This window comes from Gilliamella sp. Gris3-2 (assembly GCF_001690345.1).
In the GTDB taxonomy this organism is placed as follows: Bacteria; Pseudomonadota; Gammaproteobacteria; order Enterobacterales; family Orbaceae; genus Gilliamella; species Gilliamella bombi.
The window spans coordinates 46,225-61,124 of sequence record NZ_LZHB01000001.1 but is presented as its reverse complement, the minus strand read 5'-3'; the positions used below and the strand labels follow the sequence as shown (position 1 = coordinate 61,124).

Sequence of the window (14,900 nt, the reverse complement as noted above, 5' to 3'; positions counted from 1 at the left end):
ACATGCCCTTTACGCCCAGTCATTCCGATTAACGCTCGCACCCTCCGTATTACCGCGGCTGCTGGCACGGAGTTAGCCGGTGCTTCTTCTGTGATTAACGTCAATTAATAAACCTATTAGATTCATTACCTTCCTCATCACCGAAAGTACTTTACAACCCGAAGGCCTTCTTCATACACGCGGCATGGCTGCATCAGGGTTCCCCCCATTGTGCAATATTCCCCACTGCTGCCTCCCGTAGGAGTCTGGACCGTGTCTCAGTTCCAGTGTGGCTGGTCATCCTCTCAGACCAGCTAGAGATCGTCGCCTTGGTGAGCCATTACCTCACCAACTAGCTAATCCCATATGGGTTCATCAAATGGCGCATGGCCCGTAGGTCCCATGCTTTGGTTTCTCAACTTTATGCGGTATTAGCAGTCGTTTCCAACTGTTGTCCCCCTCCATTCGGCAGATCCCCATACCTTACTCACCCGTCCGCCACTCGTCATCAAGTGCAAGCACTCATGTTACCGTTCGACTTGCATGTGTTAAGCCTGCCGCCAGCGTTCAATCTGAGCCATGATCAAACTCTTCAATTTAAAGTTTGATGCTCAATAACTGTCTCTGACATATTCAAATGAATCTTCAGTGTCACTTATCAAGACTTAATTTTTTAGTCCGTAGACTTTAATCTTTCGTCTCGCAAGTGCCCACACAGATTGTCTGTTTCTTATTTTTAAAGAGCTAACAGCTTACATCCCTCATCAACTTTTCGTTGATTTAGTTCGCTGTCTCAAGGGTTGCGTATACTACGCTAACCTTTTTTATTCGTCAAGATCTTTTTTAAAATTTTTGATCTCACTTAATCCCAACTCTTCGTCTGCTTGTCGCTGACTGCGTGTCAGTGGATGCGCATTATAGGGGCTTCTTTTTTTTTAGCAAGCAAAAAAGATAAAATAGCCATCTGGTCGCGCAAGTTTTAATCTTGATGAACTTTAATGTTATGATATTTATTAAGATCGTAATCAGATAATTTTTTAATCAAATTTTCTACAGGCTGAGTATAAACTGTGCTTAATACAATATTTTCGGACGCAGAAGGAATTATTTTGTCCAGATTATATTTATCATTTAGTAAATTACAGACTCTTGTCGCAATCGCATAACCTGAATCTATTAGGCTCGCCTGAGGAAAAAGCGTCTGTAATTCTGTCTTAATAAAAGGATAATGCGTACAGCCTAGTACTATTGTATCAGGAATTGTTTGTAACCCAAGCCAAGGTTGCATTAGTTCTTTTAACTGTTTCATATCTACTTTAATGCCTTGTAATTTATTTTCGGCTATGAGTGCTAATTCAGATAAGCCTAACAATTTAATAGTACAATGCGAGGCAAATTGCTTTATTAAATCGGCTATATAAGTTCTTTCAACTGTTGCTTTTGTAGCTAATAATCCTATACATTTATTTTTAGTAAGTAAGCTAGCTGGTTTAATAGCTGGTACAACACCAATAATAGGAAAAGAAAATTTAGCACGCAAACTAGGCAAACAAATAGTACTAGCTGTATTGCAAGCAATAACTGCTAAATCAATTGGATAAAATTTAGTAACAGCCTCAATGACAGAGTTCACTCTATTAATTAAAAACTCTGATGATTTATCTCCATAAGGGAACATCTCATTATCGAATACATAGATATAGTGTGCATTAGGTATTTTATTGTAAATTTCATTATAAACAGATAAACCACCAATACCTGAATCAAATACTAATATTGAAGGCGATTGTTTTACGATATTCATTTTAGCTATAAGACATTAAGTAATAAATTAGAAACGCGTCATATCGTAAATCGATTAAAAATTAATGCAAGTATTTTACCTAAGCTAATGTTGCATTTAGTTCCATAAAATATGGACTAGACGTCTAGACGGTAAAACTGCTAAAATAACTAGATATACTTATACAAAAATTAAGTCAAGAAGGTATTCTATGTCAGAATTTCTATTTACTTCCGAATCTGTTTCAGAAGGTCATCCAGATAAAATTGCCGATCAGATATCTGATGCTGTACTTGATGCAATTTTAAAACAAGATCCAAAAGCACGTGTTGCTTGCGAAACATATGTAAAAACAGGTATGGCTTTAGTTGGTGGTGAAATCACTACTTCAGCTTGGGTAGACATCGAAGAATTAACTCGAAAAACAATTAATGATATTGGATATACCAGTTCAGAAATGGGATTTGACGCAAATTCATGTGCTGTGCTTAATGCTATTGGTAAACAATCTCCGGATATCAATCAAGGAGTTGATCGAAACGATCCTCTAGAGCAAGGTGCTGGTGACCAAGGTATTATGTTTGGTTATGCTACAAATGAAATGCCAAATCTAATGCCTGCTGCTATAAGCTACGCTCATGACTTAATGCGCCGCCAAGCAGAAGTTAGAAAAAATGGTACACTTCCTTGGTTAAGACCTGATGCAAAAAGCCAAGTAACATTAATTTACCAAGACGGTCAGATAAAAGGTGTTGATACAATCGTTCTATCAACTCAGCATTCAGAAGGTATTGAGCAAAAAGCATTACATGAAGCCGTCATGGAAGAAATCATTAAACCAACATTGCCAGCCGAATGGTTAACACCTAGAACAAAATACTTTATTAATCCAACTGGACGTTTTGTTATTGGTGGCCCTATGGGAGACTGTGGATTAACTGGACGCAAAATCATTGTCGATACGTACGGTGGAGCAGCTCATCATGGTGGTGGTGCCTTTTCTGGAAAAGATCCTTCAAAAGTTGACCGCTCAGCAGCTTATGCCGCACGCTATGTTGCAAAGAATATTGTTGCTGCAGGACTTGCTGACAGATGTGAATTACAAATATCTTATGCAATTGGTATTGCCAATCCTACATCAATCTATGTCAATACTTTCGGCACAGAAAAAATCCATCACGATAAAATTGTATCGCTTATTAAAGAATTCTTTGATTTAAGACCTTATGGATTGATCCAAATGCTTGAGCTAATTCAACCGATCTATCAACAAACTGCAAGTTACGGTCATTTTGGTCGAGATATATTCCCTTGGGAAAAAACTGATAAAGCGGCACTACTACGTGATGCAGCAGGATTATAAACGCATACCAATTTATTTACATAATCAAACTATGGCTTGTCTAAGAACTCACTTAATGCAAGCCAATCAACGTCTACATTCCCAATATAAAGAACCTAAGATCATTTATAAACCCAAAGGCAGTATTGCTGGTAGTGCCTTTTTAGCACGTTGGGAAATTCAACTTAATTCGATTATGTTGCTAGATAATGGTACTCAATTTATTGAGGAAGTTGTGCCTCACGAATTAGCTCATCTCATTGTGTTTAAAAAGTTTGGCAAAGTAAAACCACATGGCAAAGAATGGCAATATATTATGTCAGAAATATTAGAAAAAAGCCCTGTGACAACTCACCGTTTTTCCATTCAACGCAATACTTATTTATACTACTGCAATTGTCAACAACATCACTTAACTTCGATAAGACACAACAAAATTCAAAAGAATAAAACTAGTTATTTGTGTCGTAAATGCGGTACTATACTCAAACTTAAAAGCGCTTTTTAATAATAAGATATTGTATGTGTAAGTTAGATTTTCATTTTTACAAAAGTTCGTTATTAATTATCACTCTTGGCATTATCCTTTATATGACGGGAAATTGCTTTATACCTTTATACAATGGAATGACGGTTGTAGTGATTGAACATATTCAATCTCTCTTCTTATTATTTATGTGCTGTTATACCTATTATTATGCAAAACGAGTATCTGAACATTCTGAGCTTTATAGATTTTGGGTTTGGACAATTTTCTGGTGGTTTATGCTTTTTGGTCGAGGAATTAGTTGGGGACGAGACTTTTTTCCTGAGGTACCTCGTTTCTATTATAAAATCATTGCTAGTATATTAATAGCGATCCCAATCCTAAGTATATTTTTACCCACGATTCGCCGAGAAATTGCTCGTCGCTACAAATACGAAAAAATACCATTTTGGCATATATTCTTTGCTTTTTTATTCTTAGGTATAGCTGATATTGCAGAACATCACCGTATTGGACATGAATTTCTAGTTATAACAAAAGAGCGAAAAGATCTCATTGAAGAATTAATGGAAATTCCTTGTCTTCTTTGCTTATCCTTAATAACCTTTTATATGCAAAAAAATGAACAAAAGGGAGTAGATTCCCTATGCTAAGCTACCGCCACAGTTACCATGCTGGAAATCATGCAGATATATTAAAACATATTGTTTTAACGTTATGTATTGAATCATTAAAAGAAAAAGAAAAGCCTTTTTTATATTTAGATACACACTCGGGGGCTGGACGATATCTGTTAAGAAGTGAGCATGCAGAAAAAACGGGTGAATATTTATCAGGAATTAATTTACTATGGCAACAATCTAATATTCCTGAATTGCTTAATACATATATATCGGTACTAAGACGCTATAATCCTTTTGAGGAAATAAAATATTATCCTGGTTCACCATTAATTGCGAAGCAATTATTACGTGAACAAGACAAGCTCAACCTTACAGAGTTACACCCAACTGATTACCCTTTATTAAAACAAGAATTTAGTAAAGATAAACGAACAAAAGTTTTACGTGAAGATGGATTTTCCCAATTAAAATCAAAGTTACCTCCACTATCTCGTCGTGGAATAATATTGATTGATCCTTCTTATGAAATTAAAGACGATTATAAAAAAATCCCTGCAGCATTATTTGAAGCATATAAACGTTTTGCAACAGGTGTTTACTTAATTTGGTATCCTGTGGTATCTCGTACACAAACTCAAAAAATGATTGATAATATTGTTAACTTAGGCATAAAACGAATTTCACAATTTGAGCTGGCAATAAAGCCTGATAATAACCAAAAAGGCATGACAGCATCAGGGATGATAGTAATTAACCCACCATGGAAATTACACGAACAAATGCATACAATTTTGCCATGGCTAAAAACAACACTAGACGTTGGAAAAACAGGAAATTTCATCATTAGAGAGCTAAGTGAAGTTGATCCTTTATATTAACCATAAGTATCCAATGTGTTAATTTCTTAAAAAATCTTCCCATCGTAAGTAACGATGGGGAGATTTTTAATGATGATCAATAAAAATAAATTTTAAAGCAAATAGTAAAGCAAAAATTATTACACAAAGATTTAATTGTTTAAATTTGCCAGTAAAGGTTTTTAACACTACATAAGAGATAAAACCTAGTGCAACCCCTTCAGTAATTGCAAAGGCAAATGGCATCATAATTGCTGTAATAAAAGCGGGTGTTGCCTCTGTTAAGTCAGACCAGTTAACTTTAACTAGGCTGGAAACCATTAAGATCCCAACAAAGATAAGTGCGCCTGATGTTGCATAGGTAGGTACTAAATGTGCCAGTGGCGAGAAAAAGGCTACCAATAAGAATAATAGTCCAACTACTACTGCGGTTAATCCTGTTCGACCGCCCACAGAGATACCTGCGGAACTTTCAATATAAGTTAACACTGATGATGTACCAAATAATCCACCCAAAGAGGAGCTAAAACTATCAATTAACAGCGCTTGACGCATTTTGGGGAATCGACCTTTTTCGTCACTAATTCCTGCTTTATCTGTTAGTGCTAAAATAGTGCCTGATGAGTCGAATAAGCTGACAATCATTATTGAAAAAATAACGCCCATGATACCGATATTAAGCGAACCTGCTAAATCTACATGACCAACAACACTAGTTACACTTGGTGGCATAGATATAATACCTTGGTAAGTGATATTTGGATCGAGCCATAGTGCTAATAAAGTTACAACTAAAATTGAAATTAATACTGCTGCATGAAAGTTACGAGCCGCTAAAATAACAATGATGAAAAAACCTAGTGATCCTAATAGGACTTTAAGCGATAAGATATTCCCCATAGTTAATAGTGTGGAAGGAGAAGCGACTACAATGCCCATATTTTGAAATCCCATAAAAGCAATAAATAGTCCAATACCTGCACTAATACCTACACGCAAACATTGTGGAATATGTTCAATTAACCAGTGACGAACTTTAAATAGTGATAACGCAAAAAAGATTAAAGAACCCCAAAATATCGCTCCCATACCAATTTGCCAAGAATAGCCCATTGCCCCACATATGCCATAGGCAAAAAAGACGTTAAGCCCCATGGCAGGTGCTAATGCAATTGGTAAATTGGCAAATAGCCCCATTAAAATGGTAGCAAAGGCTGTTACGATACAAGTTAGAACAAAAACAGCAGAAGTATCCATACCTGTTGCTGATAAGATGGAAGGATTCACGAAGATGATATAAACCATTGTTAAAAAGGTAGTACAACCAGCGATAATTTCAGTACCGATAGTTGTTTTTTTCTCTTTCAATTGAAAGGTTTTTTCGAATATTGACTTCATAAGTTTAGGCCTAATTTAAATTGATAAGTAAGAGTAAAAGTTTATAAACAGTTTTACCTATTTTTTTACTAAAGGGGAAAAATAAAAAAGATGAGGAGTATTTACTCCGCACCTTCAAATAAACAAAAATTTTTCAGCGTCAATTATTGCTAGTTATTTATTTTGGTCAAGCGTTATTCTAGTTATTTCTCTTTGCTGTATTATAATGCTACAGAATCAGGTTTATTTAACGTGATTTTTACTTTAAGAATTCTATGACTTTCTATTTCAGCTACTTCAAATAAATAATCGCCAATTTGCAAGGTTTCACCAACATTGAGTAAATGTTGAGCTTTTTCCATTAATAGCCCCGCTAGGGTATGATATTCACGTTTATCATCGATCGGTATTGGTACAAAACGGACTAGCTCTTCAACTGGAATATAACCATTAGCAATCCAGCTATTATCATCTAGACATTGAATATCATGTTTAGCATCAATTTCCTCTTCTTCTGTTGGAAAATCACCAGCAATGGTTTCGATAATATCTGTTACCGAGACAACCCCTTGCATTGAACCAAATTCATCAACCACAAAAGCAAAATGAGTTTTGGCCTTTTTAAATTGTTCTAATGCAACCAGTAACGATACAGTTTCTGGAAAGATTAAAGGTTGTTTGATTAGTGAGTGTATATCGATCGGTGCTTTGCTTTGTAGTACATCTTTTAAAAGGTCATTAACTTGGATAATGCCTAAAGGCTCATCAATTGAGTCATTATCAGTGACAACTAAACGAGAATGAGGATTATCAAAGATTTCTTTTATTATAACATCACGATCGTCATTAATATTGACCATATCAACATCAAGTCGAGATGTCATAATGCTACTGACCGAACGCTGTGCAAGTCCAAGTACTCGTTCAACCATGCTGAGTTCTTGATGATTAAACACTGATACTTTTTTATTAGCATCAGATACGATATCAATATTATGAGTATCGGGATCTTCCTCAGCATCACCTTTTAGTAGATGTAAAATAGCTTCGGCAGTACGTTCTCGTAACGGTTTTTTATTTAATGCTTTACGGCGATTTAGTATGGCTAATTGATTAAAAAATTCAATCATGATTGAGAAACCGATCGCCGCATATAAGTAACCTTTTGGGATAATAAAATCAAAACCTTCGGCAACAAGGCTAAATCCTATCATTAATAAGAAGCTCAAACATAGGATCACAATGGTTGGATGGGCGTTGACAAAATTAGCCAATGGTTTGCTTGCAACCATCATAATACCTATTGCTATACAAACGGCAATAATCATCACTGGGATATGTTCGACCATTCCAACAGCTGTAATAACTGAATCAAGCGAGAACACTGCATCAAGTACAACTATCTGAGCAACGACAGTCCAGAAGTGGGATGTCTTTTTAGGTTTACCATCCTCATTTGATGTGCCTTCAAGGCGTTCATTGAGCTCCATGGTAGCTTTAAATAGCAAGAATATACCACCAATTAGCATAATTAGTTGTCGGGCATTAAAACTGATCTCGGATATCGAAAATAGCAGTGTAGTGAGTGTGACTAACCAACCCGTAAACATTAATAATAAAATTCGAGTGATTAATGCAAAAGCAAGACCGGTAACGCGGGCTTTATCTCGTTGTTGGGGTGGAAGTTTCTCGGCAAGAATGGCTATAAAAACAATGTTATCAATACCAAGGACGATTTCAAGTACAACCAGAGTGGATAAGCCAATCCAGATTGTAGGATCCATGATCCATTCCATATGTCAGGTGATTACCTCTAATAAATACAGCACATGCTGCGTTGTAATTCTGTCTGTAATTGAGCAAATAATCAATAAAATATTTATAAAAATTGCATATCCTGTTAAAAACTTTCAGGTAACTATGTGTTTCAGTATAAATTTAGCTTTTCCAAAATGTTGGTGTGAATAAAACTAGTAAGGTAAATATTTCTAATCGCCCAAATAACATGTCAACCACCATTACCCATTTTACTATATCACTGACACTAGCAAAATTATCACTTACACTACCAAGACCAACCCCTAAATTGTTAAGTGATGATGCTACTATGTAAAAAGAGTCAGTGGCATCAATGCCTGTTGCCATAATAATAAATAAGCTAACTAAAAAGACCAACGTATATGCAGAAAAGAATCCCCAAATCGCTTCAATTATGCGTTCAGAAACCACGCGATTATTTAATTTTAAAGTATAAATAGCGTTAGGATGAATAAGGCGCTTTAGTTCACGTGAGCCTTGCATAAACAAAATTAACACACGAACCACTTTTAAACCACCACCCGTTGATCCCGCACAACCACCAATAAATGAAGCGCACAATAAAAAGATTGGTAATGATGATGGCCATGTGTTGATATCATCGACACTAAAGCCTGCTGTTGATGATATAGATACCACTTGTAAAATAATTTTATCAATGCTCAGGCGGTGTGGTTTATAGAAATAAATAACAATTGTGCAGATAGCAACTAGTATCAGTAGAATAAATATAAATGTTCTGAACTCTTGATCACGCCAGTACTCTTTAATCGAAAAGCCACTTAGTGCGGCAAAATGGAGCGCAAAATTACAGCCGGATAAAATCAAAAAGAGGGTGACGATGTAATTGATTACTGGACTGTTAAAATAGGCTAAATTATCATCATGGGTTGAAAACCCTCCCATTGATATTGTAGAGAAACTATGTGACACAGCATCAAATACATTCATACCGGCCAGCCAGAGACAAATAGCACAAAGCGTTGTTAGCAAAATATAAATTGACCAAAGTGTTTTAGCTGTTTCAGCAATACGTGGACGCATTTTACTGTCTTTTTGCGGACCTGGAATTTCGGCACGATAAAGTTGCATTCCCCCTACCCCCAGTAATGGTAAGATAGCAACAGCTAGCACGATAATCCCCATCCCTCCAAGCCATTGCAATAATTGGCGATAGAAAAGTAAAGCTTTAGGTAGATGATCTAACTTAACAATTGTGGTGGCACCTGTTGTGGTTAAGCTTGAAAATGATTCAAAAAATGCAGTATTTAAATTTAAATTAATATGTGTATCAAAAATAAAAGGAAAAGCGCCAATTGATCCTAGAACAACCCAAAATAGTACGACGATAAAAAAGCCTTCACGTGTGCTAAGCTCGTGGCGATGATTACGATTAGGAAACCATAGTGCAATTCCTAAAATTAAGGCAACAAAAAAAGAGCGAACAAAAATTGCACCAGCCCCATCGCGATAGATTAATGCAACAAGTGCTGGTAATAACATGAATATCGATAATAGGGATACTAATAAACCGATAATTCGTAAAATTGATCGCCAATGCATCATGATGATAGTCTCTACTTAAATCCACGTGATGCTTTGATAAGATCATAGGCCGCTTGAATCTCTTGTGCACGTTTTTTGGCGGCTTCAAGCATCTCTTTCGGTAAGCCTTTCGATACTAACTTATCAGGATGATGCTCATTCATTAATTTACGATAAGCTCTTTTTATTTCTGAGATTTCAGCTGTAGCTGCAACACCTAAAATTTTGTAAGCATTTTGTAGATCGGATTGTGGTGAACGACCTTGATAATTTCCATAATTATTACTGCGTTGGTATTGGCCTCGTTGTCCGTGTTGGTTACTATAGCCATTTTGACGGAAGTGATAACTTCCCATCATCATTTGAATATATATTGCCATTTGTTGACGTGGAATATTAAATTCTTCAGCCACAATAAATAAAATTTGTTGTTCTTTTTCGTCTAAAACGCCATCAACTAATGCGGCTTGGATCAATTGCTCACAAAAAATATTTAACACATTACGTCGAAAACGATATTGTGCGTATAGCTCAGCCAAACGAGATCTTAGTGGGTAGTCACTTGCTTTACCATTATTAAATGAATCTTGAGCTAGTTTTCGGCCGTTTCGGTCAAGTTGTAATCTATCCATAAATTGACTGGCAAGATTAATATCATCTTGTGTGACGACCCCTTTAGCTTTACTTAAGTGACCTAGAACTTCAAAAACAACAGTTAAATAAAGTGTTGGATTTGCTTGTGTTCTTTGTTCGGTCAATTTATTACAAAACGTGCGGTAAAGCATTGGTCCAACAAAAAGCCCAAGAATAAATCCCCATCCTGTTTTTAATACAGTGCTCAAAACAAAGCCTGCAATTATTGCCCAGATAAAAGACATATTATTCGTTCACCTCTATTTTATCTATCTTTTGTAAACCTCTTGGTAACGGTGTACCTTTTCGTGCTCGCTCTGCCTTAAATTTTTGTAAATCAGCAGGATATAATGTAAGTTTGCGTTTACCAACATATAACGTTATTGAAGTGTCTTGTGTAATTAATATAGTATAAGCAAGGCAGTCATCAGCACCTGAAAGTGATACTATTTTATTTCCTTTACCTTTAGCAAGTTCAGGTAAATCTTTTACAGGAAATATGAGCATTCGGCCTGCTTTGGTGATTGATAGTAGTAAACTATCTTCAGATGTGATTTCAATTGGTGGCAATATTTTAGATTCTTTAGGCAAATTAATAATTGCTTTACCATTACGATTGCGAGCAATCAAATCACTAAATTTACCAATAAATCCATAACCAGCACTTGAAGCAAGTAATAATTTTTGATCATCATTTTGAGACATGAGCACATGTTCAACTGTTGCACCAGCGGGTAGTGCTAATTTACCAGTTAATGGTTCGCCTTGACTTCGTGCTGATGGTAACGTGTTTGGTTCTATAGCATAACTACGTCCCGTTGAATCGATGAAAATAACAGGTTGATTACTTTTGCCTTTGGCGGCAGCTTTAAAACTATCACCGGATTTATAACTTAAACCAGCAGGATCAATATCATGACCTTTTGCTGTTCTTACCCAACCCATTTCAGATAAAACGACAGTAACAGGTTCAGATGGTGTTAACTCTTGTTCACTAATAGCTTTAGCTTCACTACGTTCAACAATTGAAGAACGACGGTCATCGCCATATTTTTCAGCATCCTCTTTTAGCTCTTTTTTAATTAAATTACTCAATTTTTTAGGCGAAGCTAACAAAGCTTGCAGATGATCACGCTCTTTTGCAAGCTCACTTTGTTCGCCTTTAATGCGCATCTCTTCAAGTTTGGCTAAGTGGCGGAGTTTTAACTCTAAAATCGCTTCGGCTTGAATTTCAGTTAAGGCAAAACGATTAATTAATTCTTGTTTAGGTTCATCTTCGTGACGAATAATTTCGATAACTTCATCAATATTTAAAAAAGCAATTAATAAGCCATCGAGAATATGGAGTCGTTTTAATATTTTATCTAAACGGTAATTTAAACGTCGAGTGACGGTATTTTTTCGATACTCTAACCATTCTGTAAGAATTTCAACTAAGCCTTTTACTGATGGGCGATTATCAAGCCCAATCATATTCATATTAACCCGATAACTTTTTTCGAGATCGGTTGTGGCAAATAGATGATTCATCACTTGCTCTAAATCTACTCGATTTGAACGTGGCACAATAACCAGACGAGTTGGATTTTCGTGATCAGACTCATCACGTAAATCTTCAATTAAAGGTAGTTTTTTGGCTCGCATCTGAGAAGCTATTTGTTCTAAGATTTTAGCACCCGAAACTTGATGAGGCAGATCTGTAATTACAATATCACCTTCTTCTTTCTTCCAGACAGCACGCATACGGATTGAACCACGACCCGTTTTATAGATTTTCGCTATGTCTTCTGGTGAAGTAATAATTTCAGCTTCTGTTGGGAAATCGGGGCCTTGTATGTGAGCCATTACTTCGTTGAGCGTCGCATTGGGGTTATCAGCAAGCATAATTGCCGCATTCGCGACTTCACGAAGGTTATGAGGCGGTATATCAGTTGCCATGCCGACCGCGATACCTGTTGTACCATTTAATAAAATGTTGGGTAATCTAGCCGGTAACATTTTAGGTTCTTGTAAAGTACCATCAAAGTTAGGCGTATAATCAACCGTTCCTTGTCCTAGTTCACCTAATAGTAGTTCGGCATATTTTGACAAACGTGATTCTGTGTAACGCATAGCGGCGAATGATTTAGGATCATCAGGTGCCCCCCAGTTACCTTGCCCATCAACTAATGGATAGCGATATGAAAATGGTTGTGCCATGAGCACCATCGCTTCATAACAGGCACTATCACCATGAGGATGATATTTACCAAGCACATCCCCGACGGTACGTGCAGATTTTTTAAATTTGGCTTGTGCGTTAAGTCCTAATTCAGACATAGCATAAACAATGCGTCGTTGCACTGGTTTTAAGCCATCTCCAATAAATGGCAAGGCACGATCCATAATGACGTACATTGAGTAGTTTAAATAGGCGCTTTCGGTAAAAGTGCGTAACGACTGGATTTCTACTCCGTCATGAGTTATCTCACTCATTATTGTTCCTCTAAATCATTCAGTTTATTAGACATCAAGTTCAACTTGATCGCCTTTTTCTTGTAACCATTCGCGACGTTCTTCTGAGCGTTTTTTAGCAAGTAGCATATCCATTAATGCCATCGTTTGCTCAGCATCATCAAGCGAAAGCTGTACTAAACGACGCGTATTGGGATCCATTGTTGTTTCGCGTAGTTGTAGTGGATTCATTTCACCTAGACCTTTAAAGCGTTGCACATTGGGCTTGCCTTTTTTACGTTTAAGCTGTTCTAAAATGCCTTCTTTTTCTTCTTCATCTAGGGCGTAATGAACTTCTTTTCCTAAATCGATACGATAAAGCGGCGGCATAGCAACAAAGACATGCCCATGTTCAACCATGGTACGAAAGTGCCGAACAAATAAAGCACAAAGTAATGTTGCAATATGTAGTCCATCTGAGTCGGCATCGGCTAAAATACAGATTTTACCATAACGTAATTGGCTTAAATCATCGCTATCTGGATCGATACCGATAGCAACAGAAATATCATGGATTTCTTGTGAGCCGAGTACTTCATCGGACGAAACTTCCCATGTGTTTAAGATTTTGCCTTTAAGAGGCATAATGGCTTGATATTCACGATCTCGCGCTTGTTTAGCCGAACCTCCCGCAGAATCTCCTTCCACTAAAAAAAGTTCAGTACGACTTAAGTCTTGTGATGAGCAATCGGCCAATTTGCCTGGTAATGCAGGACCACTGGTTAATTTCTTTCGAATGACTTTTTTGGACGCTTTTAAGCGTTTTTGTGCACTTGAAATTACCATTTCAGCTAGTAATTCGGCTATTTGTACATTTTGATTCAACCAAAGACTAAATGCATCTTTCACAATAGCCGAAACAAATGCCGCACTTTGGCGCGATGATAAGCGCTCTTTAGTTTGACCCGCAAACTGAGGCTCTTGCATTTTGACTGAAATAACATAGGCACAGCGTTCCCATATATCATCGGCGGTTAATTTTAGTCCTCGTGGTAACAAATTGCGAAACTCACAAAACTCACGCATTGAGTCTAATAATCCTTGGCGTAAACCATTAACATGGGTGCCACCTTGTACGGTTGGGATTAAGTTAACGTAACTTTCAGTTAATAATTCTCCACCTTCTGGCATCCAAAGCAGTGCCCATTCTACAGCTTCTGTTTCGCCAGTATGATTACCTGTAAAAGGCGTTTCAGGTAAAAGAGAGTAACCGCTGACAGATTCCATTAGATAATCTTTTAGGCCATCTTCATAACACCAACGTTGTTCGGTATTATTGATTTCATCTTTAAAAATAATTTCAAGGCCAGGGCAAAGCACCGCTTTAGCTTTTAGTAGATGTGATAAGCGTGGGACAGAAAATCTAGGCGAATCAAAATATTTTTCGTCAGGCCAAAAATGAACTTTGGTACCTGTATTACGACGACCACAAGTGCCCGTAATATGCAGATCTTCAACTTTATTACCGTTTTCAAAAGCTATTTCGTACACTTGTCCATCACGATGAACTGTAACTTCAACACGTTTTGATAATGCATTGACTACCGAAATACCTACACCGTGTAAACCACCTGAAAATTGGTAATTTTTGTTCGAGAACTTTCCGCCAGCATGTAAACGACAAAGCAATAATTCAATCGCTGGTACACCTTCTTCAGGGTGAATATCAACCGGCATTCCTCGCCCATCGTCGATAACTTCTAGTGAATTATCTTGAAAAAGGGTAACCTTAACTTTACGAGCATGACCTGCGATAGCTTCATCAACACTGTTATCAATGACTTCTTGCCCTAAATGGTTTGGTCGGCTTGTGTCAGTGTACATTCCTGGTCGATGACGAACTGGATCAAGGCCTTTTAATACTTCAATATCAACAGCATTATAAGTAGATTGTGACATAGTTTTTCTATTTATTCGAATAAATGACGGCTATTATACCAATCTTTGTTTAATAAGACCAAGG

11 protein-coding genes and 1 rRNA gene are annotated in these 14,900 nt (G+C 36.8%); 4 read left to right on the top strand and 8 right to left on the bottom strand.

Annotation, left to right across the window (positions count from 1 at the left end; all coding sequences use genetic code 11):
* Both A9G32_RS00230 and murI read right to left on the bottom strand, forming a co-directional pair.
* Positions 1-578: ribosomal RNA gene (locus A9G32_RS00230) — 16S ribosomal RNA — on the bottom strand; the annotation flags it as partial.
* Positions 579-958: 380 nt separating this feature from the next.
* Positions 959-1,783 carry a glutamate racemase gene (murI, locus tag A9G32_RS00225; RefSeq protein WP_065590414.1) on the bottom strand — a complete coding sequence of 275 codons (825 nt, stop codon included), beginning with the start codon at positions 1,781-1,783 and terminating at the stop codon, positions 959-961.
* A 190-nt stretch (positions 1,784-1,973) separates the two neighbouring features.
* Between murI and metK the strand changes: the two genes are divergently transcribed.
* The 4 genes from metK to A9G32_RS00205 all read left to right on the top strand — a co-directional run bounded on the left by metK (position 1,974) and on the right by A9G32_RS00205 (position 5,092).
* Complete coding sequence (gene metK, locus A9G32_RS00220) at positions 1,974-3,125, top strand: methionine adenosyltransferase (protein WP_065590413.1); 1,152 nt, start codon at positions 1,974-1,976, stop codon at positions 3,123-3,125.
* Positions 3,109-3,612 (top strand): SprT family zinc-dependent metalloprotease, encoded by a 504-nt coding sequence (locus A9G32_RS00215; RefSeq protein ID WP_065590412.1) that lies wholly within the window; start codon positions 3,109-3,111, stop codon positions 3,610-3,612. The genes metK and A9G32_RS00215 overlap by 17 nt, the downstream gene beginning before the upstream one ends.
* Positions 3,613-3,695: 83 nt before the next feature.
* Entirely contained in the window at positions 3,696-4,244 is a 549-nt protein-coding gene (locus A9G32_RS00210; protein ID WP_065590411.1) for a hypothetical protein, read from the top strand.
* The gene (locus A9G32_RS00205) at positions 4,238-5,092 is read left to right on the top strand and encodes a 23S rRNA (adenine(2030)-N(6))-methyltransferase RlmJ (RefSeq protein ID WP_065590410.1); all 855 of its coding nucleotides are present in this window, start codon (positions 4,238-4,240) and stop codon (positions 5,090-5,092) included. The genes A9G32_RS00210 and A9G32_RS00205 overlap by 7 nt, the downstream gene beginning before the upstream one ends.
* 66 nt (positions 5,093-5,158) lie before the next feature.
* Here the strand turns inward: A9G32_RS00205 and A9G32_RS00200 are convergent, their stop codons facing one another.
* From A9G32_RS00200 to parE, 6 genes are all read right to left on the bottom strand, one after another.
* Positions 5,159-6,469: an NCS2 family permease gene (locus tag A9G32_RS00200; RefSeq protein ID WP_034913348.1), complete on the bottom strand. Its 1,311-nt coding sequence runs from the start codon at positions 6,467-6,469 to the stop codon at positions 5,159-5,161.
* 200 nt (positions 6,470-6,669) lie between these two features.
* Positions 6,670-8,244 carry a TerC family protein gene (locus A9G32_RS00195; protein WP_065590409.1) on the bottom strand — a complete coding sequence of 525 codons (1,575 nt, stop codon included), beginning with the start codon at positions 8,242-8,244 and terminating at the stop codon, positions 6,670-6,672.
* A gap of 142 nt (positions 8,245-8,386) precedes the next feature.
* Positions 8,387-9,829, bottom strand: a complete 1,443-nt coding sequence (locus A9G32_RS00190) for a TrkH family potassium uptake protein (protein WP_065561201.1) — start codon at positions 9,827-9,829, stop codon at positions 8,387-8,389.
* A gap of 14 nt (positions 9,830-9,843) precedes the next feature.
* Positions 9,844-10,689 carry a co-chaperone DjlA gene (gene djlA / locus A9G32_RS00185; RefSeq protein WP_034913354.1) on the bottom strand — a complete coding sequence of 282 codons (846 nt, stop codon included), beginning with the start codon at positions 10,687-10,689 and terminating at the stop codon, positions 9,844-9,846.
* A 1-nt stretch (position 10,690) separates the two neighbouring features.
* Positions 10,691-12,919: a DNA topoisomerase IV subunit A gene (parC, locus tag A9G32_RS00180; protein WP_065590408.1), complete on the bottom strand. Its 2,229-nt coding sequence runs from the start codon at positions 12,917-12,919 to the stop codon at positions 10,691-10,693.
* Between the two features lie 27 nt (positions 12,920-12,946).
* Positions 12,947-14,836 (bottom strand): DNA topoisomerase IV subunit B, encoded by a 1,890-nt coding sequence (gene parE / locus A9G32_RS00175; protein ID WP_065590407.1) that lies wholly within the window; start codon positions 14,834-14,836, stop codon positions 12,947-12,949.
* Between the last annotated feature and the right edge of the window lie 64 nt (positions 14,837-14,900).

What these genes read in the sequence shown, in the direction of transcription:
- murI (WP_065590414.1), bottom strand. Translation starts at nt 1,783, where the DNA reads ATGAATATCGTAAAACAATCGCCTTCAATATTAGTATTTGATTCAGGT.
- metK (WP_065590413.1), top strand. Translation starts at nt 1,974, where the DNA reads ATGTCAGAATTTCTATTTACTTCCGAATCTGTTTCAGAAGGTCATCCA.
- A9G32_RS00215 (WP_065590412.1), top strand. Translation starts at nt 3,109, where the DNA reads ATGCAGCAGGATTATAAACGCATACCAATTTATTTACATAATCAAACT.
- A9G32_RS00210 (WP_065590411.1), top strand. Translation starts at nt 3,696, where the DNA reads ATGACGGGAAATTGCTTTATACCTTTATACAATGGAATGACGGTTGTA.
- A9G32_RS00205 (WP_065590410.1), top strand. Translation starts at nt 4,238, where the DNA reads ATGCTAAGCTACCGCCACAGTTACCATGCTGGAAATCATGCAGATATA.
- A9G32_RS00200 (WP_034913348.1), bottom strand. Translation starts at nt 6,469, where the DNA reads ATGAAGTCAATATTCGAAAAAACCTTTCAATTGAAAGAGAAAAAAACA.
- A9G32_RS00195 (WP_065590409.1), bottom strand. Translation starts at nt 8,244, where the DNA reads ATGGAATGGATCATGGATCCTACAATCTGGATTGGCTTATCCACTCTG.
- A9G32_RS00190 (WP_065561201.1), bottom strand. Translation starts at nt 9,829, where the DNA reads ATGCATTGGCGATCAATTTTACGAATTATCGGTTTATTAGTATCCCTA.
- djlA (WP_034913354.1), bottom strand. Translation starts at nt 10,689, where the DNA reads ATGTCTTTTATCTGGGCAATAATTGCAGGCTTTGTTTTGAGCACTGTA.
- parC (WP_065590408.1), bottom strand. Translation starts at nt 12,919, where the DNA reads ATGAGTGAGATAACTCATGACGGAGTAGAAATCCAGTCGTTACGCACT.
- parE (WP_065590407.1), bottom strand. Translation starts at nt 14,836, where the DNA reads ATGTCACAATCTACTTATAATGCTGTTGATATTGAAGTATTAAAAGGC.